Annotated in this window: 21 protein-coding genes and 1 riboswitch; of the genes, 9 read left to right on the plus strand and 12 right to left on the minus strand. The window is 57.2% G+C overall.

Annotated features, from left to right (window positions below):
* The first annotated feature begins 61 nt into the window (after window positions 1–61).
* Genes ACTH5D_RS08985 through ACTH5D_RS08995 form a run of 3 tightly spaced genes read left to right on the plus strand, consistent with a single transcriptional unit; the run spans window position 62 to window position 2,903 of the window.
* A complete protein-coding gene (locus ACTH5D_RS08985; protein WP_441670370.1) occupies window positions 62–1,075 on the plus strand; it encodes an ABC transporter substrate-binding protein in 1,014 nt (337 codons plus the stop codon).
* On the plus strand, window positions 1,075–2,142 hold the full coding sequence (locus ACTH5D_RS08990) for a FecCD family ABC transporter permease (protein WP_441670372.1): 1,068 nt from the start codon (window positions 1,075–1,077) through the stop codon (window positions 2,140–2,142). Before ACTH5D_RS08985 ends, ACTH5D_RS08990 begins: the two co-directional genes overlap by 1 nt.
* On the plus strand, window positions 2,139–2,903 hold the full coding sequence (locus ACTH5D_RS08995; RefSeq protein WP_441670374.1) for an ABC transporter ATP-binding protein: 765 nt from the start codon (window positions 2,139–2,141) through the stop codon (window positions 2,901–2,903). The genes ACTH5D_RS08990 and ACTH5D_RS08995 overlap by 4 nt, the downstream gene beginning before the upstream one ends.
* 18 nt (window positions 2,904–2,921) lie before the next feature.
* Here the strand turns inward: ACTH5D_RS08995 and ACTH5D_RS09000 are convergent, their stop codons facing one another.
* The 12 genes from ACTH5D_RS09000 to cobT form a co-directional block, all read right to left on the minus strand.
* On the minus strand, window positions 2,922–3,533 hold the full coding sequence (locus ACTH5D_RS09000; RefSeq protein ID WP_441670376.1) for a Yip1 family protein: 612 nt from the start codon (window positions 3,531–3,533) through the stop codon (window positions 2,922–2,924).
* Window positions 3,534–3,673: 140 nt separating this feature from the next.
* Window positions 3,674–4,444 carry an ABC transporter ATP-binding protein gene (locus tag ACTH5D_RS09005; RefSeq protein WP_441670378.1) on the minus strand — a complete coding sequence of 257 codons (771 nt, stop codon included), beginning with the start codon at window positions 4,442–4,444 and terminating at the stop codon, window positions 3,674–3,676.
* The gene (locus ACTH5D_RS09010) at window positions 4,444–5,424 is read right to left on the minus strand and encodes a FecCD family ABC transporter permease (protein WP_441670380.1); all 981 of its coding nucleotides are present in this window, start codon (window positions 5,422–5,424) and stop codon (window positions 4,444–4,446) included. Before ACTH5D_RS09010 ends, ACTH5D_RS09005 begins: the two co-directional genes overlap by 1 nt.
* Window positions 5,424–6,347, minus strand: coding sequence for a cobalamin-binding protein (locus tag ACTH5D_RS09015; protein WP_441670382.1), 924 nt, complete (start codon window positions 6,345–6,347; stop codon window positions 5,424–5,426). Before ACTH5D_RS09015 ends, ACTH5D_RS09010 begins: the two co-directional genes overlap by 1 nt.
* A complete protein-coding gene (locus tag ACTH5D_RS09020; protein WP_441670384.1) occupies window positions 6,328–8,139 on the minus strand; it encodes a TonB-dependent receptor domain-containing protein in 1,812 nt (603 codons plus the stop codon). The genes ACTH5D_RS09015 and ACTH5D_RS09020 overlap by 20 nt, the downstream gene beginning before the upstream one ends.
* A gap of 166 nt (window positions 8,140–8,305) precedes the next feature.
* Window positions 8,306–8,536, minus strand: a riboswitch (cobalamin riboswitch).
* An 82-nt stretch (window positions 8,537–8,618) separates the two neighbouring features.
* The gene (locus ACTH5D_RS09025; RefSeq protein WP_441670386.1) at window positions 8,619–9,044 is read right to left on the minus strand and encodes a bifunctional adenosylcobinamide kinase/adenosylcobinamide-phosphate guanylyltransferase; all 426 of its coding nucleotides are present in this window, start codon (window positions 9,042–9,044) and stop codon (window positions 8,619–8,621) included.
* Window positions 8,996–9,649, minus strand: a complete 654-nt coding sequence (locus tag ACTH5D_RS09030; protein WP_441670388.1) for a histidine phosphatase family protein — start codon at window positions 9,647–9,649, stop codon at window positions 8,996–8,998. Before ACTH5D_RS09030 ends, ACTH5D_RS09025 begins: the two co-directional genes overlap by 49 nt.
* Window positions 9,586–10,356 (minus strand): adenosylcobinamide-GDP ribazoletransferase, encoded by a 771-nt coding sequence (gene cobS / locus ACTH5D_RS09035; protein WP_441670390.1) that lies wholly within the window; start codon window positions 10,354–10,356, stop codon window positions 9,586–9,588. The genes ACTH5D_RS09030 and cobS overlap by 64 nt, the downstream gene beginning before the upstream one ends.
* A gap of 13 nt (window positions 10,357–10,369) precedes the next feature.
* Window positions 10,370–10,924, minus strand: a complete 555-nt coding sequence (locus tag ACTH5D_RS09040) for a bifunctional adenosylcobinamide kinase/adenosylcobinamide-phosphate guanylyltransferase (protein WP_441670392.1) — start codon at window positions 10,922–10,924, stop codon at window positions 10,370–10,372.
* On the minus strand, window positions 10,908–12,002 hold the full coding sequence (gene cobD / locus ACTH5D_RS09045) for a threonine-phosphate decarboxylase CobD (RefSeq protein ID WP_441670394.1): 1,095 nt from the start codon (window positions 12,000–12,002) through the stop codon (window positions 10,908–10,910). Before cobD ends, ACTH5D_RS09040 begins: the two co-directional genes overlap by 17 nt.
* Window positions 11,999–13,015 carry an adenosylcobinamide-phosphate synthase CbiB gene (gene cbiB / locus ACTH5D_RS09050; protein WP_441670396.1) on the minus strand — a complete coding sequence of 339 codons (1,017 nt, stop codon included), beginning with the start codon at window positions 13,013–13,015 and terminating at the stop codon, window positions 11,999–12,001. Before cbiB ends, cobD begins: the two co-directional genes overlap by 4 nt.
* Window positions 13,012–14,061 carry a nicotinate-nucleotide--dimethylbenzimidazole phosphoribosyltransferase gene (cobT, locus tag ACTH5D_RS09055; protein ID WP_441670398.1) on the minus strand — a complete coding sequence of 350 codons (1,050 nt, stop codon included), beginning with the start codon at window positions 14,059–14,061 and terminating at the stop codon, window positions 13,012–13,014. Before cobT ends, cbiB begins: the two co-directional genes overlap by 4 nt.
* 281 nt (window positions 14,062–14,342) lie before the next feature.
* Here cobT and edd point away from each other — a divergent pair, with 281 nt between their 5' ends.
* From edd to ACTH5D_RS09085, 6 genes are all read left to right on the plus strand, one after another.
* On the plus strand, window positions 14,343–16,232 hold the full coding sequence (gene edd / locus ACTH5D_RS09060) for a phosphogluconate dehydratase (RefSeq protein ID WP_441670400.1): 1,890 nt from the start codon (window positions 14,343–14,345) through the stop codon (window positions 16,230–16,232).
* Entirely contained in the window at window positions 16,232–17,197 is a 966-nt protein-coding gene (gene glk, locus ACTH5D_RS09065; RefSeq protein WP_441670402.1) for a glucokinase, read from the plus strand. Before edd ends, glk begins: the two co-directional genes overlap by 1 nt.
* 22 nt (window positions 17,198–17,219) lie before the next feature.
* On the plus strand, window positions 17,220–18,167 hold the full coding sequence (locus ACTH5D_RS09070; protein WP_441670404.1) for a carbohydrate kinase family protein: 948 nt from the start codon (window positions 17,220–17,222) through the stop codon (window positions 18,165–18,167).
* Window positions 18,168–18,367: 200 nt separating this feature from the next.
* Complete coding sequence (locus ACTH5D_RS09075) at window positions 18,368–19,087, plus strand: FadR/GntR family transcriptional regulator (RefSeq protein WP_441670406.1); 720 nt, start codon at window positions 18,368–18,370, stop codon at window positions 19,085–19,087.
* A gap of 21 nt (window positions 19,088–19,108) precedes the next feature.
* The gene (gene dgoD / locus ACTH5D_RS09080; RefSeq protein ID WP_441670408.1) at window positions 19,109–20,257 is read left to right on the plus strand and encodes a galactonate dehydratase; all 1,149 of its coding nucleotides are present in this window, start codon (window positions 19,109–19,111) and stop codon (window positions 20,255–20,257) included.
* A gap of 28 nt (window positions 20,258–20,285) precedes the next feature.
* Window positions 20,286–20,547: 2-dehydro-3-deoxygalactonokinase (locus ACTH5D_RS09085; RefSeq protein ID WP_441670410.1), on the plus strand; the 262-nt coding region annotated here is incomplete at its 3' end.

The following is a 20,547-nucleotide window of genomic DNA, read 5'->3' on the forward strand; positions in this document are numbered from 1 at the left end:
ATTCTCTTGTCTTCGGCAGTCCGTCGAGTCTTTTCTCAATCGGCATTTGGAACACCGTCCCATGAAGCTCGCCCGCCCCTTATGCATTTCGTTAGCTCTCTTACCCGCCCACGCAGCCTTTGCTGATAGCACGGCTTATCCGCTTACGCTGACTAATTGCGGGGTAGAAATCACGTTTGATGCGCCCCCCGAGAGTACGGTAACGGTCGGCCAGTCTGCGACCGAGGTGCTATATCACCTGGGGCTTGCCGATAAGGTGAGCGGCACGTCGGTCTGGTTTAACCCAGTGCTGCCCGAATTCAGCGATCAAAACAGCCGCATTGAGCGTATTGCCGATAACGACCCAAGCTTTGAGTCTGTGGTGAACAAGCGGCCTGACCTCGTCGCGGCTCAATACGAATGGCACGTAGGTTCTACCGGCAGCGTAGCCACCCGCGAGCAGTTTCATGAGCTGGGCATCGCCTCTTACATCATGCCTGCCGATTGCGATACCAAAGACAACGCGACCGGCGGTGACGGCACTCGGGTGGCGGCATTCTCAACCGACTCAATTTATAAAGGCGTTCACGAGCTGGCGGCTATTTTCGACGTACAGAGCGCGGGCGATACGCTAGTGGCCGATTTGCAGTCCCGTGAAGAGCGCGCTATCGAACAGGCGACTAGCCTTGCGCTACCCGACGATCTTTCTGCCGTGTTTTGGTTTTCCTCCTACGATTTAGCGGCCGACCCTATCGTTGCCGGTCAGCTGGGGGCGCCTGGCTATATGATGGAACAACTCGGTATCCAAAACGTGGTCACTTCTAATGAAGAATGGCCCACCGTCGGCTGGGAGTCTATTGCTCGGGCTAATCCTGACGTGATCGTTGTGGCACGCATGGACCGGCGCCGCTACCCAGGCGATGACCTGGCCACCAAACTTGAGCTTCTGCAAAGCGACCCGGTTATTCGGGAAATGGACGCCGTGAAAAACGGCCGCATTGTGGAAATGGATGCCCATGCGATGAGTGCCACTATGCGCAGCATTTATGGCCTTGAGTCTCTTGCCCAAGCGTTATCGACCATGTCGTTTAACTAATGCCTATCGCACTAAAGCGATCATCCACGGAGGGCTTTTGGTGGCGCTGGCTATGGTTAACGCCGCTTGTGCTGTTCATAGCGCTAATGGCGGGCACCGCGATTGGTGAGACTTCCATTCCAGTTGAGACGATCCTCAAAGTGCTCGCTAATCAGCTGTTCGGAGCTGACTATGCCGTTGATCGCATTGATGCTGGCATTATTTGGAATTATCGACTTAGCCGCGCCATTGTCGCCGCCTGCTGCGGCACGGGTTTGGCTTTAGCGGGGGTGGTGCTACAAGCCCTGCTGCGCAACCCTCTCGCCGACCCTTATCTCATGGGCATATCGGCCGGGGCTTCCACCGGCGCGGTCGCCGTAGCGGTGGCGGGCGTTGGCGCAGGCGTTATAACGCTTTCGATTGGCGCTTTCGCGGGCGCGGGATTGGCGTTCGGCTTAGTGATACTGCTTGCCCATGCGGCGAGCAGCGGCACCGGCGGCGGGCGTGGCATTCAGGCGGCGGGGGCTATTATCTTAGCGGGCATTGCGGGCTCGCAGCTATTTAATGCGCTGACCGCTTTCATTATTACTAAATCGGCTAGCGCTGAGCAGGCCCGTGGAATCATGTTTTGGCTACTGGGCAACCTTTCCGGTGTGCGCTGGAACAATGTTTGGATGGCAGTCCCCGCCGCGCTGTTTGGCCTTATTATTTGCCTATGGCACCGGCGAGCCCTGGATGCCTTTACCTTCGGCACCGATAGCGCGGCCTCCATGGGCATTGCCGTGCGCCCGGTGCGCGGCCTACTGATTACCACGATGGCGCTGGTGACAGCCATTATGGTGTCTATGGTAGGGGCCATCGGCTTTGTGGGCCTGGTGATTCCACATGCCATGCGCTTTATTGTCGGCAGCCGGCATACGCGGCTGGTGCCTGCCGCGGCGCTGGCGGGCGCTGTATTTTTAATTTTTTCAGATATCCTGTCACGCATTTTGGTTACAGGACAGGTGCTACCGATTGGCGTCATCACATCGCTTATTGGCGCGCCGGCCTTTGCCCTTATTCTGATACGCGGGACGAGGACACGATGAAAATCACCGCCGAACAACTCACCTGGCGCGTTCACGGTAGCCAGCTCCTGACGGACGTTGCGCTGTCGGTATCGCCTCGCCAAACCTTTGGCCTAATTGGCCCCAACGGTTCAGGTAAAACCACCCTCCTTCGGCTTCTCGCGGGGCTGCGCAAACCAAAGCAAGGCCGAGTACTGCTGGGTGATCGGCCGATGAACACCATGCGTCAGCGAGATATCGCCCAATCGGTTACGTTAGTAGAACAGCAGGCGGAAACCACTGATCGCATCAAGGTGCGCGATGTCGTGGCGCTTGGCCGCACGCCGTTTCTGTCAGCGCTGCGCCCCTGGTCTAACCAAGACGAGGTGATTGTGGCGCAGGCGCTAAAGGATGTGGATATGGAGCATATGGCTGAACGTTTTTGGCATACGCTGTCAGGCGGCGAACGCCAGCGCGTGCATATTGGCCGCGCCCTGGCTCAACAGCCTAAAATTCTGCTGCTTGATGAGCCGACCAACCATTTAGACATTCGCCATCAGCTTTCGATTCTTGAGCTAGTCAGGCAACTACCGATCACGGTGATTATTTCTCTTCACGATCTTAACCACGCCATGGAGTGCGACCGAATAGGCGTCATAGAGGGTGGCCGTCTGGTCGACACCGGCCCTCCTCGAGACGTGCTGACGCCTTATCGCTTACGTCAGACGTTTGGCGTTTATGCTGATATCTTCGCCGACCCCATCGACGGCAGCCAGGTGATGCGTTTTCGTAGCGCCGTTTAATAACAGCCGGCTACTGAACTACCTAAAAAACTCCCAGACGATGCTGTGCTCAGTACCCATGCTCCACAGCAGCACCGTAACAACGAGCAGCGCTTCTAGCACCAAGACACCGATCCCCAATGTTTTGATTGAAAGAATGAATCCACGCTGATGGCTAATGCCTAGAAAACTGGGCGTCCCTCTGTAGAGCAGGTAGCCGGAATACACCAGCCCAACGATCATCCCCAGCATACAGAGCCAGAAAACCGGATATAGCGCGAAAATCCCGCATATAAACATGGGGGTCGCAATGTAGCCCGCAAAGATAAGGCAGTCGCGGCGGCTGGGGCGCTGCTCTATATCGCGGGCCATCCAATAGATCACGCTGCCTACAATGCCCACGGCCAGCAGTATCAGCGCATAAAAAGCCACGCCTAGCGCAATGCCGTTTGAGAGAGACACTTTATAGGTGTCACTGCCGCCATAGGTCCAGCCAACCTGAGTGGTTCCAATCAGTGCACAGATGACGGGGATAGCGGCAAGCAAGAGAACGTGGTGGGCATAAAGATGAGTGACCGTTTCATGCTCGTCACTGATCTTATGCCATTCTCGTTCAGGATGATGGAGGAGCCCCCAAACATGATGGATCATAACGACCTCCCGTTTTTGCAGATGCAATATCGATAGGATCATTCATTAACCGACCGGGCCAGCAGTGGCCCGCGTCAATATTCAGTGTAGGCCAAGAATCAGGTGTGAAGGGGTTTATCACGGAGGGTTTTAGAAATAGATTATCCGTTGATGGGCACAAACACCGGTGCGCCATCCACCTCAACCACCACTAGCCGCTGGCGATATAGCTTTTCCAATGCGCTAGGCACCAGCATGCTATCCCGCGTGCCCCAACAGGCCTCGCCATTAGGATAAAGCAGCAGGACATGGTCGCACCAACGGGCCGCCAAGTTGAGATCGTGCAGACACATCATTACCGCATGGCCGGAAGCGGCCTGCTCGGCCATGAGCGTCATCACTGAGCTTTGATGATGAAGATCAAGATGATTGGTGGGCTCATCGGCCAGCCACACGCTAGGCGCCTGCGTTAGCACGGTGGCAATCGCCACGCGCTGGCGCTCGCCGCCCGAAAGCGTGCTGACCAAGCGGTCACGTAAATGCGCCACGTCTAAGCGCTGCAGCGCTTCTTCCGCACGCAGATAGTCCGCGGCGCCCTCCATTTGCCAAGCCGACAGGTACGGATGACGCCCAATCAGCGCGGTCTCTAACACCGACGCAGGAAAGCCATCCTGGCGATCCTGAAATATCAGCCCCAAGCGCTGAGCAATATAGCGGCGGCGTTGTTGATTCAGGGGCTGCCCATCCAATTTAACCTCGCCGGACCGGGGCGCATGCAGCCCCGCCAACGTATGCAGCAGCGTGGTTTTACCCGCGCCATTGGGACCCAATACGCCCCAACGCTGACCGGGCTGAATGGTTATATTAAGCGGCGTACCGCTTTCTCTACCGGGCACATCGATGATGAGGTCATGGGTAGAAAGTACGCTCATCAGCGGCTCCGATAGAGCAGAAACAAAAAGGTAGGAACGCCAAGTAGCGCGGTGATCACCCCGACCGGCAGCTGTTCTGGCGCGATCATGGTGCGCGCCAGCGTGTCGGCCAGCACTAGCAGCGTGCCACCGGCTAACGCGCAAGCAGGCAGTATCAGCCGCTGATCATTACCCAACACCAAACGCAGCATATGCGGCACCACCAATCCCACAAAACCAATACTACCCGCGGTCGTGACCGCCGCCGCCGTCAGTAAGCTGGCGGCAACGTAGATACACCACTCAAGCGGCTTGACTGCAACGCCCAGCGCGGCGGCCTGCTGCGGGCCACGCGCCAGAACGTTTAAGCTACGCCCCAACGGAATTAGCACCACGCATGTAGCTAATAGCAGCAGTAGCGGCGGCCACGGCGTTCGGGCGTAGGAAAGATCGCCCATCAGCCAATAGAGCATGCCCGGCAGTCGTTCGGCTGGGCTTAAGGCCAACATCAACGTAATCACCGCGCCCCACCCCGCCGCGACGACAACCCCCGTGAGCAGCAGTCGAGAAGGTGTCCAACTGCCGCTGCCGTGCGCCAGCCCAAACACTAGAAAGGTAGAAAACAGCGCGCCGCCAAACGCCGAACTTGAGATGGCTAACCCCCCTAGCCCTGCCAACATAGCCGCAAGCGCGCCAATCGAGGCACCTCCAGAAAGCCCAAGCACATAAGGGTCGGCCAGAGGGTTTCGCAGTAGCACCTGCATTAAAGCCCCAGCTACCGCTAGCAAACCACCCACCGCAAAAGCTGAAAGCGCACGCGGCAAGCGCAGTTCTAGCACCATGACCCGCGCCAAGGCATCGCCCTGCCCGCCATCGCCCGTCACCACAGCCCAAATTTGTGCGGGGGAAATCTGCGCACTGCCAACACCCAACGCTACCAGCAGCGCACCCAGCGCCGCTAGCAGCAATAGGCCAAGTGGCAGGCCCAGGCGCGTTAGCATTAAGTATTCCTGCGCTTTTGGCGGGCGATATCAAGCTTCTCACAGAGCAGCTGAGTGCCCTCCATGAGGCGTGGCGTGGGGCGCTGTATGAGCGATGGCGGTACGAAAAACAGGTTATCTTCAGATACGGCCATCAGGCTAGAATACTGCTCCCAGTGCGTGAGCCAGTGACGATTCTCCTCCCCCATGCCGCCGGCAACAATGACTTCAGGGTTAGCGGCCAGCACGGCTTCATCGTCGATGCGTGGGACAAGCCTCGACTGCCCACCGAAGACGTTAACACCGCCACACAGTGTGACCACTTGGCCAATAAGGTGCTGGTCATTAACGCTCATCAATGGTTCATCCCACACTTGGTAGAACGTCGGCACCGGTTCGCGCTCGCTGTAGCGCTCGGCAAGCTCGGTCATGGTCATACGGAAATTATCGGCAACGGCCTGTCCGGCAGCTTCAGTACCGGCCAAGCGTGCCAAGCGTTCGATGGCGCTGGCCACGCCTTCCATGCTGCGGGGCTCAATGTAAAACACCGGCATCCCCAGTGCTTTCAGCGTTTCAAGCTGCTCTGCCGGGTTGCCTGTTACCCAGCCGATCACTAGATCGGGCGCCAGACCTACCAGCGCTTCTAAATCAATGCGGGTATGGCTACCTACCGAGACCACGTTTTTAGCGTCAGGCGGGTAGTCGCTGTAAGACACCACTGCCACCACTTGGTCGCCGGCACCGGCTGCGTACGTCAGCTCAGTCGCCCCCGGCGAAAGGGTAGCAATACGCTTAGCTGCCGAGTGAAGGCACACCTCACGGTCACGGTCATCGATTGCGCAGCGCGCAGGGCTATCGGCGTACGATGCGACCGATGCGACCAACAGCGCGAGGCCTAAGGCCCCGCACAGTCGGTGATTTTTCCTATTGGCCAAAGTGCACACTCAAAAATCCTGCTCGGCCTGCGTTAATGTAGTCCGCGCCGTCAAAGGAACGCGTGGTGATGTAGTCTTGATCCAGCGCGTTTTCAACCGTCACACGGGCACTCCAAAGCGGAGCGAACTGCCAGCCAGCACGAAGGTTAACAAGCCCATAGCCACTAAGGCGATCGTTATTTTGCGCATCACGATAGCGATGATTTTGCACTACCCACGAGCCTCCCAACGACCACTCGCCCAGCTCGCGATCAGCATCTAAGCGCACACTTTGCGTGGCGCGATTTTGCAAACGATTACCCGTCAGGCGGTTTTCCGGATCGGTATAGGTCAGTGCGGCGGCCAGCGTCCAATCATTAATCTCAACGCCGCTTGCAAGCTCAGCACCACGAATGCGTGATGTGGGCACGTTGAACTGAACACCCTGCCCTGCGATCAGGTTATCGATATCCGTTTGATAGATAGCGGCATCCCAGAACCAGCTTGCGTACTGGCCACGCACGCCGACTTCAATTGATTCAGACGTTTCCGACTCTAAATCAGGATTGCCAAAGCCGGGGAAATATAGCTGGTTATAGGTAGGCGCATTAAATGCCGTCCCGTAGCTCGTGCGTAACGTATGATGGCCATCTAAGTCGTAACCCAACCCCAGGCTACCCGTTACTTCATTGCCATAGGCTTCGTTATCGTCAAAGCGAAGGCTGGCCTGAAGCATAAACGGCGAGAAATCCAGCAGCGCTTGAGAAAACACGGCGGCATTGCTGCGGCTATTTTCATCGTATGCCGTCGTGCCGCTTACCCTGTCTTCGCTGTACTCAGCGCCGGCGATTAGCTCATGCACTCCCGCCGTGAAGGTGTTTTCCCAGCGAGCGGTACGCACTTTGGTATTAAAGACGGACTCCCCTGAATCAGCGACGTTATCGCTTTCATCCCGGGACTCGCTGAGCGTCAGTCGACTCCGCCAGTTGTCCATCAGCGGTAGCTCGCCATAGACACCCGCTACCTGCTGGACAAAATCGTTCTCACCGCCGTCATATTCATTGTTACCGCGCGCACGAAGCACCAGTACGCCCATTTCCGCGCCACTTTCAAACGTATGCGAAACGCGCGCCAGCGCGGACGTATTGTCATAACCTTTGTCGTCGCCGCTGCGCCTTACAGGCTGGCCATCGGTGTTGAAATGACTTCCTGCAAAGCTATAGCGCGTGCCGCCTTCACTGCCGCTCACGCCAGCACTTAGCCGCTGGGTATTGAAAGAGCCCCCGCCTACCGATATACGCGGCTGCGGCCCCTCCTCATCGCCTTGCGGCGTAAAGAGCTGAATGACGCCACCAATCGCATCGGCACCGTAAAGGCTGCCGCGCGGGCCACGTACAATTTCTGCACGGTCAAACATGCGCGGGTCAAGATACGACCACGCTGCACCGCCGCTAGTGGCAGAACGTAGACGGATACCATCAATTAACAGCACGTTTTGGCCGCTACCGGTGCCACGAATAAAGACGCTGCTGTTTTTGCCGAAGCTGCCATTGGAAGATACATCGACGCCCGGCTGGCCGCGGAAAAGATCGGTAATGCTGGTAGGGTCCTGGCGGCGAAAAGTCGCTTCGTCTATCACGGTTACCGACGACAGGCTTTCATTCGCCGTACGCGGGGCCAGTGCTGCGGTGACCACGACAGGGTTAAGTGACTCAGCCGCTGTCGGCGTATTTTGCGCCGTGGATTGGGCCTGAACAGCCAGCGGTAGCGCAGACATAGCTAACGCCGCAAGCGTTGCGGTGGTATTAGAGCGATGGTTCATTTGAGATCCCTTGCGCGTCGTGCTCACCCGCACAACGTATTTTTTTGGCCGAGCGCAGGGCATAACTAGGCATAGCAAGGCAATAACGGTCGCACTGCATGATCACATCGTGCCGCCGTCAATCACCCTGAGAGCGCCCACCGCATCTCGGTATAGTTTGGTTCTATTGAACCGCTACTCTCGGGCCGGTCTCCGGGCTGACGAGCGAAAGGCGCACCTAACAAGGCCCACTCCTTTCTGAACGACCACCTTCCCATGCCAAGGCACAGTGGCGTTTTAGCCGTTCTTATCTCGATCACCGTTGCGGGGGCAGCGTTGGAATCACGCGAGGCGTTCACCAACTTCCCGTTTCACTAGCGGCTTTTATACCGCCAGCACCTGAGAGTGCGCGTAAGCTAGCAACTTGCTATGAGGAGGTCAATTGAAAGAGAAGATCAATTAAAGCGCCGTGAGCAGGCCTTTAACTAAGGGATAAGCACTTATTTAATCCCCAGCACCAGCCCGTGGCGGACATACCAGACCCGCTCAGCGCGGGCGGTCATATCTTGAGTGAACCAACCATTTACATCGCGCAGGCGACGTTGCGAGGGCTGCATGGGCACAATGCCGCGCCCAACGTCAGTAGCGATGATAATTATCGCTGCGCTGAGTGTTTCAGCGCGCTGACAGAGCTGTTGTATATCGCCCTGCCAGCGTTGGCGCAGCGTGTCGCTATCAGTTGTTTCTAAACCGGCGCTGAGCCAATCAAGCACACCATTAATTACAAGCGGCGAGTGGCTAGAAAGCGCTGACTGACAATCACTCAGCGGCTTATGGGCATTGAGTCGCCAGCTAGTGGCGGCGGGAAAGCGAGCGGCTACGACATCGCGCTTGCCAGCGCAGGCACCGCCGATGAAGAGCTGCATTGCCATTCTCCTTGTTCCTTTTCATCAACGTGATACGAGAGCTGCCAGCGCCTACCCTCTGCTTGAAGTACCGTGGCGTCCCAAAAGTGGATAGTTTCAAAGCGCCTGCGCAGCTCACGAATAACGCCGCCGTGGGTCACGGCCAGAATTTTTCGCTGACCCTGGACCCTGGCACTAGCCGCCAAATCATACAGCCAGGCATCCAAACGCACACGCAACTGGGCGGCAGACTCGCCGCCGGGGATTTGCAGCTCACCCACACTGTCAATCCAAGCACGATAGTGCGGCAAGTCTTTCAGCTCGTCGTAAACCTTACCTTCGTAGTCGCCAAAATCTAGCTCGCGAAGGCGCGCATCAAGGTGCACCGGCGCGCCCGTATCTGCCGCCTGCGACCATTCCAGCGTTTGCTGGCAGCGGTGTAGATCGCTTGAGTAAATGGAATCAAACGACTCAATCGCCAGCGCTTCACGCAGGGTTATCAACCCCGCCTGCGCATCGGGGAAAAGCAGCGGAATGTCGCGCTGGCCTTGATAACGGCGCTCTAGATTCCAGGCGGTGATACCGTGGCGAACTGCCACCAGCTCCACACTAAGATCAGTAGCCAAAGCTCTCCTCCTTCAATCGTGGCACCGACCATATCGCCGTTAATGCCGTTGAATAATCGCATCATGGCCCCACGCATGATCATTACAAAGACCGCGACCGCTAGCAGCATTAACACAGTGGAAGGCACTAGCAGGGCTAACAGCGCCATCGGCAATAGCGCTAGCGCAACGTCCTGACCGCTAAGCGACTGCTGCCAGCTCCATGCCAAGCCTTGCGATTGAGCGCAGGGTGTCAGCACCAGCAAGGCAACGCCGGCCCAGCGGCCTAACGCGGGCATCGCCACTAGCCACCAGAGTGGCGCCTGATAGTGAAGCAGCGCCCATAGTAAAATGCCTTTCCAGGCGAGTAAAAACACTAGCGCCAATATGCCGAAGCTACCAACCTGGGGGTCCTTCATGATTTCCCAGCGGCGCGCCAGCGGCTGATTGCTGCCCAGCGCATCAGCGATATCCATCACTCCGTCTAAATGCAGGCCACCCGATAACGCCACCCACACGCTTAGCACGGCCAGCGCCGTGATCGGTACCGGAGCGTTTTGCAAAAGCAGTGCGACGAGCGCCAATACGCCGCCAATCAACAATCCCGCCAACGGGTAGGAGCGCACTGCCCAGCGGCGTGTGTCTGGCGTCCATGGGCAGGCAACAGGAAGTGGAATGCGGGTAAGAAACTGCAGTGCTAACACCAACCCCCATAGGGCATCTTTCATAATGACCGCCCGTTCATAAATAGCATCCGCTAACTGGTTTCCACTCCACCGCGCAGCCTGCCACCACCTCTATCACTGAGTCCGCCTCTGCCGCTACCCAGCGGTGAGCGCGCTGTAGAAACGCGAGGTAGCGCCAGGTCTCGGCATCGGTGGGCAGCAGCGATTCATTGATATCGTTAGAGACAATCACTAAATGCATACTGCGTGCTCGAGCATCACAAAGACTATTGCCCAACAGCGTAAAGCCTTCCTCGTCACTCAGCTCACTGGCATATAGCACTTGGCTGGCCCATAGCGTTAAGCAATCAAGCAGCACGACACTGTTAGCGGGCAGCTCGGCAATCGCTTGATCGATTGCCAGCGGCGCTTCGATGGTTTGCCACTGTACAGATTGTGACAGCGCGCGCCTGGACTCCCGATGGAGGGCCACCCGCTCGGCCATCTCCTCGTCATACACGCTGGCAGTGGCCAGGTAATAGCAAAGGCTGCCAGCGGCCGCCTTTAGCACTTGCTGCTCAGCGATGGCGCTTTTACCTGAGCGCGCCCCGCCGCTAACAAAGACAATCATGCAAAACCTTCATCAGCCGTTGATTGGCAGGCGCATCGCGCAGCGCCACACGCAGCCAGCCACCGTTTAGCCCGGCAAAGTTATGCGTGTGGCGTACCAGCACACCCCGGCGCAGCAGCTTTTCAAACAGTGCATCACAGGTAATCTTATGCTGGGCGCCGGGCCTAATTAAAAAGAAGCAGGCATGGCTAGGCACGACGTCCAGCCCTAGTTGAGACAGCGCTTGAGCCATGCGCGGATGCTCACTGGCAAGCCATCGCTGAGTGCGTCGTGCAAAAGCATCATCTGCAAGCAGCGGCGCCACCAGCTCGGCCGCCAAATGATTAACATTCCAGGGTGGCTGATGAGCCTCTGCCGCGCTAATGGTGGCTTCATCCGCCAGCATATAGCCCATACGAAGTCCCGGTAAGGTATAAAACTTGGTCATTGAGTGCAGCAATATCAGATGCGGAAAGCGCGTTAACAAAGCTGCCAGCGAGGCCGTTTGCTGGGTGTCATCAACCATATCGATAAAGGCTTCATCAACCACCACGCGACAACCAAGCGCCGCGGTGCGCTCCAACAAACTCAGCATGGCCGGGGTATCTATAAGCGTTGCTGTCGGATTATTAGGTCGACAAAGGAACAGCACATCGTGGTCGACTAGCGCTTCTAGAAGCGGATCACACGCCAGCGTAAAGTTCGGCGCGGCCAGTGGTAACGCCGTGACAGAAAGCCGGTGAGCGCGACAAGCGCTGTCATACTCGCCAAAGGTGGGTGTAATGATGGCGGCTCGCTGACCGGCATGCAGCGCGGCAGCGAGAAAAATTGCCTCGGCTCCGCCGTTGGTCAGCAGCACTTGTTCGGGCTGAAGCTGATGATGTGCGGCAATCGCCTGACGGGCAGCATGGTAATCGGGTGCCGGGTAGCACTCAACACCGGCCAGTTGTTCCATCAACCAATCGCGAACCCATGCGGGCGGGCCCATGGGGTTAAGGTTGGCACTAAAATCTTCCAGGCGATGATCTGCGGGCAAATTGAAATGTGCTAACAGTACCTCGGCTTGGCCGCCGTGACTGGGCCATTCAAGCTCATTCATATTACCCCCGAGAAGATAAGCATCTTCATCGCTATCGGTACGACCATTAGAAGAACAAAGAGTAGCGTAAACAACAGCCACGCACCGTGCATTAAACGCACCGTGGCGCTGATGTGTGCAACCCGCAGCACGTTGATGGGTTCGCCTAGCGTCGCGCGGTGCGATGCTAGGCCTTGGTAGAAGCTCGTGCCGCCCAACTGCACGCCCAGCAAGTGGGCGACCATTGCCTCCGGCCAGCCAGCGTTTGGGCTTAGGTGGCGCGGCGCATCGTGACAGGTACTGCGCAGCGCACCTTTCCAGCGCACAGATAACACACCCGCAGTGCTTAATAGCAGGCCTGCAAGCCACAGACACAGCGCTGTTAAGCGCGCCGGTAGCCAGTTGGCGATATCGTCTAGCTTGGCAGAAAAAAACCCAAAATCGCTGTAGCGCTGGTTTTGATAGCCGACCATCGAATCCAAGGTATTCACTGCTTTATAGGCCAGCGCTAACGGTGCCCCGCCAATGAAAGCAAAAAATAACGGTGCAACAATGCCGTCTACGGTATTTTCTGCCACGGTTTCCACCGTGGCGCGAGTAATATCGGCTTCATTTAGCGGGTGGGTATCGCGCCCCACAATCATACTCAGCGCTTGGCGCGCTGCGGGTAAATCACCGTTAGTCAGCGGCACGGCAACGCCGCGCGCCGCCTCACCCAAGCCCTTAATAGCGAGCGTGGTGGAAAGCAGCCAAAGCTCGGCGATAAGCGCCAAGCCTGGGTGCAGCTGTGCTAATGCCCAAAGCAACAGCCAGCTGGCACCCAATACGCCGCCCACCACGCTGACCGTTAATAGCAATCCGCTAAACCTGCGCGCAGCAGCGGAGCCACGATTCCAGCGCCGCTCAAATACGCCAATGAAACGCCCGATCAACACCACCGGATGCGGCCACGAGCGCGGGTCGCCAACGATTAAATCAATCATAATGGCCAGCATGATCAAACCTGCCCCACCTAGCGTGGCGCCCGCGATCATGGCTTCGCCTTGTCACTAACGCCCGCCGAGTCAAACGTGGCCATTTCGCGCATCATGGCGGTTGCCGCCTGTAGCAACGGATACGCCAGCGCCGCACCGCTGCCTTCGCCTAGCCGCATGTTCATAGCAAGCAAGGGCTTTGCTGCTAAGGCCGCTAACGCAATATCGTGCCCCGGCTCTTGGGAACGATGACCAAAAATGAGATAGCCACGCACTGCGGGGCAGAGTCGGCAAGCGGTCAGCGCTGCAACGGTGGCAATAAAGCCATCGACAATCGCCGGTAGCCGTTGGGCAGCCGCCGCCAAGTAAGCGCCGACCATGGCGGCGATTTCCAAACCGCCCAGCTTAGCCAGCACGTCAAAAGGTGCCTGAGGGTCAGTTCCCCGTGCGGCAATAGCACGCTCAATCACGGTGATTTTATGTGCTTGCTGGGCGCTGTTAATCCCCGTACCCGCGCCTACTAGGCCTGCCACTGATTCGCCGGTCAAAACCGCTAACATCGCGCTACTGGCGGTGGTATTCGCAATACCCATTTCGCCAATAATTAGGCAATGGGTGCCGGCATTTTGGGCTCGCTCAACGGCCGCAATGCCCGCATCAATCGCCGCCAAGGCCTCATACGCCTGCATCGCGTCTTCCACCAGCATATTTCCGGTGCCATGGCGTACCTTGGCATTGACCACGCTGGGTTCCGTTAGATGGCTTGCCACACCCACATCGACTATCTCAACACCGGCGCCAATTTGCCGGGCGAAGACGTTAATCGCCGCGGCGCCGTGCACAAAGTTGGCTACCATCTGCGCGGTTACCGCTTGAGGAAAAGCCGAGACGCCTTCAACGGCGACGCCATGATCTGCCGCAAAGACAATCACTGCTGGTGCTGCAACGCTGGGCCTTAGCTCGTCCGTCATGGCGCTAAGCTGAATCGCCAGTTCTTCCAGCGCCCCCAGGCTGCCGGTAGGCTTAGTCAGCGTATCTAAATAGCGACGCGCTTCCTCACCCGCTAAAAAATTAACGGGTTGAATACGGTTAACAGTGGCATGCATGCGGGCTCCAGCTCAGCGATGGCTCATTCAATAATCAAATACGAGGTATAAAAGGGTAGCAAAAGCCTGAGTGCTATACTTGCTATTTCACGGGCGCCGCTCACAATCCGTCTGAATTTCATGACGCCATGGAGGCCACTGCTGGTGATGTACCTCGGCCTAATTTGAGGTAATAAAACTACAAGCAGTGTTTTTATTGCCCTAACGCCTCTTATATCGCCACTAAAGGATGTAAAATAACTACAATCTTCACACACCGTCTCTATCATGCAGAGGTCACTATGCCGAGTTCAACACCTGCCCCATTAAACGCCGTTGTTGCTGAGGTCACCCAGCGCATTCGTGAGCGTTCTGCCGAACGTCGTGCTCTCTACGAGCAGCGCATGGCTGACCAGCACAAGCGTGGCGTGCACCGTGCTGAGCTAAGCTGCGGCAATCTAGCGCACGGTTTCGCAGCCTGTAATCCGCGTGATAAGAACGAACTCAAGCTGATGAACAGTGCCAACTTAGGGATTATATCGTCTTACAACGATATGCTCTCGGCGCACCAGCCGTTTGAGACGTTTCCTGAAACGATTAAAGCAGCTGCCAGTGCCATGGGCTCAACCGCACAGTTTGCCGGTGGCGTGCCCGCCATGTGCGACGGTGTGACTCAAGGCCAGCCAGGGATGGAGCTTTCCCTGTTCTCTCGCGATGTGATTGCCATGTCCGCGGCCGTTGGCCTATCGCACAATATGTTTGATGCTGCCCTTTATCTGGGTGTATGCGACAAGATAATTCCAGGCCTATTCATCGCTGCCGCTCGCTTTGGTCATCTGCCCGCCATGTTTGTCCCCGCGGGCCCAATGCCCAGCGGCTTGCCTAATAAAGAGAAGGCGCGCATCCGCCAACTCTATGCAGAAGGTAAAGTGGGCCGCGCTGAGCTGCTTGAAGCTGAGTCTGACTCCTACCACAGCCCCGGCACCTGCACCTTTTACGGCACCGCCAACTCTAACCAGCTAATGATGGAGGTGATGGGGCTACACCTGCCCGGCACCTCGTTTGTAAACCCCGGCACCGAGATGCGCGAAGCACTGACCCGCTACGCCACCGAGCAGGCCATTCGTAACACCGAACCCGGCGGCGACTATCGCCCGTTCTTTAAACAGATTGATGAGCGCGCGATTGTTAACGCCGTGGTTGGCTTGCTGGCTTCCGGTGGTTCAACCAACCACACGATGCACCTGATCGCCATGGCCGCCGCTGCGGGCATCACCCTGAACTGGGATGACTTCACCGACCTTTCGGCGGTGACTCCCAGCCTGATGCAGGTTTACCCTAACGGCCAGGCGGATATTAACCACTTCCAGGCCGCGGGCGGCATGAGCTACCTGTTCCGCGAACTGTTAGCGGCGGGCCTTATTCATGGCGATATTCCTACTGTCTTCGGCACCGATTTAACCGCCTACACCCAAGAGCCTTTCATCGAGAACGGCAAAATTGTCTGGCGCGAAGGCCCTGAGAAGAGCCTTGACGAAGACGTTCTGCGCCCTGTCGCAACACCTTTCGCACCCACTGGTGGCCTGACGGTAATGAAAGGTAACCTGGGTCGCGGAGTGATCAAAGTGTCGGCGGTAGCGGAAGAGCATCGTATTGTTGAAGCACCCGTCAAAATCTTTGAAGACCAAAACGAAATGAAGGCCGCTTTTGAATCCGGCAGTTTGGACCGCGACGCCATCGTTGTCGTGCGCTTCCAGGGTCCAAAAGCCAACGGCATGCCCGAGCTTCACAAGCTGACGCCGTTCTTAGGCGTGCTGCAGGACCGTGGTTTTAAAGTGGCGCTGGTCACCGATGGCCGCATGTCCGGCGCATCAGGCAAAGTACCTGCCGCTATTCACATTAGCCCTGAAGCCTTGGATGGCGGCCCGCTGGCTAAGTTGCGCGATGGCGACATCGTGCGTTTAGATGCGAATGCAGGCACGCTGGAAGCAAAAGTGGATCCTGCTACCTGGACAAAGCGTGAACTGATAGTTGCCAATTTAGATCATTACCACGTGGGTCTGGGTCGTGAATTGTTTGGCGGTTTTCGCCATTTGGCCATGCGCGGTGAAGAAGGCGCCGGGGTATTTGGTGGGTTTGAAGCCGATGATCTCGCGCGCCAGCAGGAGCACATTTCACAAGAGGATGCTTGATGCGACCGGCATTAATCGGCGACATTGGCGGCACCAACGCACGCTTTGCGCTGGTGTCACCGGGTGAAATGGCCCCACGCGATATTTTAAACCTGCCCTGCGCCGATTACCCCGGCGTAGTTGACGCGATTCAAGACTACCTGAATCGCGTGGGCGTTAGCGCTGCAGGCACGCCTCAAGAAGCATGCTTAGCCTTCGCCTGCCCGGTTCACGCTGAGCGGGTCAAAATGACGAACAACCACTGGGACTTTATGAAAGGTGACGTTCAGCAAGCGCTGAACTTATCGCTATTTAAAGTCATTAACGACTTCACCGCCCAGGCGCTGGGCGTGCCCCACGTGGCGGCAGGTGATTTGGTGGAGATCCAACCAGGGAATCCCCAGGCGCATTCAACCCGCTTGGTCATTGGGCCAGGCACAGGGTTAGGCGTTGCTGGCGTGTTTCCCGGTCAACATGCCTGGATTCCTCTGCCAACAGAGGGCGGCCACATTACCTTTGCCCCCACTGACGATACCGAACGCGCGATTTTAGATATTGTTAAGCAACGCCGTTCGCGTGTTAGCGTTGAGCGCCTACTTTGCGGTCAGGGCTTATTAGAGCTTTATCAAGCCTACTGCTCTCTTGAGGGTGTCGAGCCGCGCCTGACGAGCCCTGCCGAGGTCACAGCAGCTGCCAATGAAGGTGATAGCCTTTCCACCGCTGCCCTGCTGCGTTTTCTTAAGATTTTAGGCGATGTTAGTGGCGATGCCGCGTTAACCATGGGCGCGCGCGGCGGGGTTTATCTGTGTGGCGGCATTCTTCCACGGCTGCTGGAATGGCTGCCGAAAAGCGAGCTACGTACAGCCTTTGCGAACAAAGGCCGCATAGGTGCTTATAATGCGGATATTCCCATATGGGTGGTTACCGCCCCCTGGACAGGCCTGCTGGGCGCCGCAGAAGCACTATATAACGAAGAAGTTTTCTAACAAACTCAATAAGAGGTAGCTTATGACGCCAGTCATCGCATTTGGAGAAGCGCTCGTTGACATGCTCTCCAATCGCTTAGGGGCTTCAACGGCTTCTCAGGAAACCTTCACACCCTATGCCGGTGGTGCCCCCGCTAATGTCGCCGTCGCCTGTGCTCGTTTAGGTGTGCCCAGCCAGTTTTTAGGCATGCTAGGCGATGATACGTTTGGCCACTTCCTGGTGCGAGAGCTTAATAGCCACGGCGTAGATACCGGTGGCGTAGTATTCACAAAGCGAGCACGCACGGCGCTGGCTTTTGTTTCCCGTGATGAGGCTGGCGAGCGCATGTTTGATTTTTATCGCCCACCTGCCGCAGACTTGCTCTACCGCCTTGAGCACCTACCCGCGGGCGTTTTCGAGACCCCCGCCATTTTGCACCTCTGCAGTAACAGCCTTACCGACCCCGACATCGCCGCCGTCACCCTTGCGATAGCCACCATGGCTAAGCGGGCAGGCTGTCTGGTCAGCGTAGACGCCAACTTACGTCACAACCTGTGGCCTGATGGGCAGGCAGATATCAGCCTTGTCACCCAGCTGCTCGGCGGTGCAGAGCTACTTAAGCTCTCCCAAGAAGAGCTTGACTACCTGCGTGCCGATCATGACGCTGAATCGTGGCTAGCCGAACGGCTAGCGGCGGGAGTGAAGATTATTTTGATCACCGATGGCCCCAACGACGTCGTACTCAAGGGCACCGATATTGATCAGCGCATTGCGCCACCCAACGTTGAAGCCATTGACACCACCGCCGGGGGCGACGCCTTTATCGGTGGCCTGCTCGCCGAACTCTCGGCTCACGGCATTAACGAAAACTGGCAGCGCGATAGCAACTTTTTAACCCAAGCAGTCGCTACCGCCTGTCGCTGTGGTGCCTTTGCCGTGACCCGGCCAGGCTCCTATGCAGCGCTACCCACCCGGGCGGATATTATCTAGCATCCCTATCCAAGCATTAACCTATCGGCGCACCTACATCAGGCGCGCCGTTTTGCTGTTTCCGCCCCCCATGCTCTTGCGCACTCTTCCCCTTGTGTTTAGCGCCTAATCAACTTGGACTTATGTCTAAAGCCGTTTGGTTGTGCAAATGTCAGACATTTAATAAACTGAGCTAAATACAGTTATTAACGAGACGCACCATGACGCTGGACACCCTGCCGCCCCACCCAGGTGGTGCCGAACATTTAGCACGCCTACTGGCGCAGGCATTGCTAGCAGGCCGTTGGCAGCCGGGCGACGCCTTTCCCCGCGAATTGGATATCGCTAGGCACTTTGCGGTTAGCCGTAATCAAGTGCGCAACGCGCTAGCCACTCTCACCTCGGCGGGGCTATTAGAGCGCACGGCAGGCCGTGGCACGTTGGTTCGCCAAATGGGTGACTGGCACCTGCTCGACCCGCTAATGAGTAAGTGGATGACAGGCCTGGTCAATATTGACCCGCAGTTAGTACGTGCTATTTACGCTTTTCGCTACTCAGCCGAACCCATGGTGGCTGGGCTAGCGGCTCAGGCAGCCCTACCTGAAGATCTTGAACGCCTTGAAAGCGCCTTTGCCGGTATGGAAAAAACCGCTGCCAGCACTGATTTACGTGGCCAGCACGCCGAGTACGACGTCGCCTTTCACGATGCGACCTACCGGGCTACTCACAATCTCGTCTGGCGGCAAATGGGGCATTTGCTGCGCCCTTCTATCATGGCCCTTGTTTGGGGCTCGCAAGGCCGCACTGGCACCTTAGACGACAGCCTTTCACGCCATCGCCAGGTGCTTGAAGCGATACGCAACCGAGACATCAGCGCTGCCGAGTCCGCAGCGCGCGAAGTCCTTCGCCGTACGGCTATCGATCTTGGCATCGTCAGTTAATCATTAAGAGGAAGATTGAGTATGAAAATCACCCGTCTCAAGACCTGGCAGGTTCCGCCGCGCTGGTTATTCCTTAAGATCGAGACTGACGAAGGCTGCTACGGATGGGGTGAACCCGTCGTAGAAGGTCGCGCCGCCACGGTTGAAGCCGCCGTGCATGAACTTTCTGACTATCTGATTGGCCAAGATCCGCACCGCATCGAACATCTCTGGAACATGATGTATCGCGCTGGTTTTTATCGCGGTGGCCCGATTCTAATGAGCGCGATCGCGGGGATCGACCAGGCGCTATGGGATCTTAAAGGTCGTGATCTGGGTGTGCCGGTTCACCAGCTACTCGGCGGAGCCGTGCGCGACAAGATGCGCATGTACGCTTGGACCGGTGGCGATCGCCCAAGCGATGTAGGCGCGGGTGCTAAAGCGCTGGTCGAAAAAGGCTTTACCGCCTTTAAAATGAACGGTACGCCCGAGATGCAAATCGTCGATTCGCACCGCAAAGTGGATGAAGCTGTGGCCCGGGTCGCAAAAGCCCGTAATGCCGTAGGTCCTGATGTAGGCATTGGTATCGACTTTCACGGCCGCGTACATCGGCCAATGGCCAAAGCGCTGCTACGCGAATTAGAGCTATTCCATCCGATGTTTGTGGAAGAGCCGGTCGCCCCGGAGCACCTGCCCTGCTTGAAAGATATTGCAGGGGGCCTGGGTTATCCGCTGGCGACGGGCGAGCGCCTGCACACCCGCTTTCAGTTTCGCGACCTGCTCGCCGATGGGATGATTGATATCATTCAGCCCGATATTTCGCACTGCGGTGGTATCAGTGAAGGTCTTAAAATTGCCGCCCTGGCATCCGCCTACGATGTGGCCCTGGCGCCGCACTGCCCGCTTGGCCCGCTGACATTAGCCGCCTCGCTTCAGTTGGATGCGGTGAGCCACAACGCTTTTATTCAAGAACAAAGCATGGGCATTCATTACAATCAGGGCAACGATGTACTCGACTACTTGGTCGATAAGTCAGCCTTAGCGATTGAGGACGGCTTTTGCGCCATTCCCCAAGGGCCAGGCTTAGGCGTTGAGATCAACGAAGAATTCGTTGAGGAGCGCGCCAAGGTGGGTCACCGCTGGCGCAATCCGGTGTGGACCCACGAAGACGGCTCTATTGCGGAGTGGTAAGCCATGCGTTCAATCATGAGAAAAGCCTATGAGCGCTAGCGAGTTACCACAAAGCCTGGCGTGGATTGCCGTGGACTGGGGCTCAAGCAACCTGCGCGCTTGGGGTTTGGACAAGCACGACCAAGTGATTGCTCAAGCCAGCAGTGACAAGGGCATGCTGTCGCTCAAGGCCGATGAGTATGAAGCCGAGCTGCTTAGACTAGTGGGCGATTGGCTGCCCGCTACCGGCCAGACCGATGTGATGGTTTGCGGCATGGCAGGCGCCCGCCAGGGTTGGCTGGAAGCCGCCT

The organism is Halomonas sp. (genome assembly GCF_052095695.1).
Classification (GTDB): Bacteria; Pseudomonadota; Gammaproteobacteria; order Pseudomonadales; family Halomonadaceae; genus Vreelandella.

What these genes read in the sequence shown, in the direction of transcription:
- ACTH5D_RS08985 (WP_441670370.1), top strand. Translation starts at nt 62, where the DNA reads ATGAAGCTCGCCCGCCCCTTATGCATTTCGTTAGCTCTCTTACCCGCC.
- ACTH5D_RS08990 (WP_441670372.1), top strand. Translation starts at nt 1,075, where the DNA reads ATGCCTATCGCACTAAAGCGATCATCCACGGAGGGCTTTTGGTGGCGC.
- ACTH5D_RS08995 (WP_441670374.1), top strand. Translation starts at nt 2,139, where the DNA reads ATGAAAATCACCGCCGAACAACTCACCTGGCGCGTTCACGGTAGCCAG.
- ACTH5D_RS09000 (WP_441670376.1), bottom strand. Translation starts at nt 3,533, where the DNA reads ATGATCCATCATGTTTGGGGGCTCCTCCATCATCCTGAACGAGAATGG.
- ACTH5D_RS09005 (WP_441670378.1), bottom strand. Translation starts at nt 4,444, where the DNA reads ATGAGCGTACTTTCTACCCATGACCTCATCATCGATGTGCCCGGTAGA.
- ACTH5D_RS09010 (WP_441670380.1), bottom strand. Translation starts at nt 5,424, where the DNA reads ATGCTAACGCGCCTGGGCCTGCCACTTGGCCTATTGCTGCTAGCGGCG.
- ACTH5D_RS09020 (WP_441670384.1), bottom strand. Translation starts at nt 8,139, where the DNA reads ATGAACCATCGCTCTAATACCACCGCAACGCTTGCGGCGTTAGCTATG.
- ACTH5D_RS09025 (WP_441670386.1), bottom strand. Translation starts at nt 9,044, where the DNA reads ATGCAGCTCTTCATCGGCGGTGCCTGCGCTGGCAAGCGCGATGTCGTA.
- cobS (WP_441670390.1), bottom strand. Translation starts at nt 10,356, where the DNA reads ATGAAAGATGCCCTATGGGGGTTGGTGTTAGCACTGCAGTTTCTTACC.
- ACTH5D_RS09040 (WP_441670392.1), bottom strand. Translation starts at nt 10,924, where the DNA reads ATGATTGTCTTTGTTAGCGGCGGGGCGCGCTCAGGTAAAAGCGCCATC.
- cobD (WP_441670394.1), bottom strand. Translation starts at nt 12,002, where the DNA reads ATGAATGAGCTTGAATGGCCCAGTCACGGCGGCCAAGCCGAGGTACTG.
- cbiB (WP_441670396.1), bottom strand. Translation starts at nt 13,015, where the DNA reads ATGATCGCGGGCGCCACGCTAGGTGGGGCAGGTTTGATCATGCTGGCC.
- cobT (WP_441670398.1), bottom strand. Translation starts at nt 14,061, where the DNA reads ATGCATGCCACTGTTAACCGTATTCAACCCGTTAATTTTTTAGCGGGT.
- edd (WP_441670400.1), top strand. Translation starts at nt 14,343, where the DNA reads ATGCCGAGTTCAACACCTGCCCCATTAAACGCCGTTGTTGCTGAGGTC.
- glk (WP_441670402.1), top strand. Translation starts at nt 16,232, where the DNA reads ATGCGACCGGCATTAATCGGCGACATTGGCGGCACCAACGCACGCTTT.
- ACTH5D_RS09070 (WP_441670404.1), top strand. Translation starts at nt 17,220, where the DNA reads ATGACGCCAGTCATCGCATTTGGAGAAGCGCTCGTTGACATGCTCTCC.
- ACTH5D_RS09075 (WP_441670406.1), top strand. Translation starts at nt 18,368, where the DNA reads ATGACGCTGGACACCCTGCCGCCCCACCCAGGTGGTGCCGAACATTTA.
- dgoD (WP_441670408.1), top strand. Translation starts at nt 19,109, where the DNA reads ATGAAAATCACCCGTCTCAAGACCTGGCAGGTTCCGCCGCGCTGGTTA.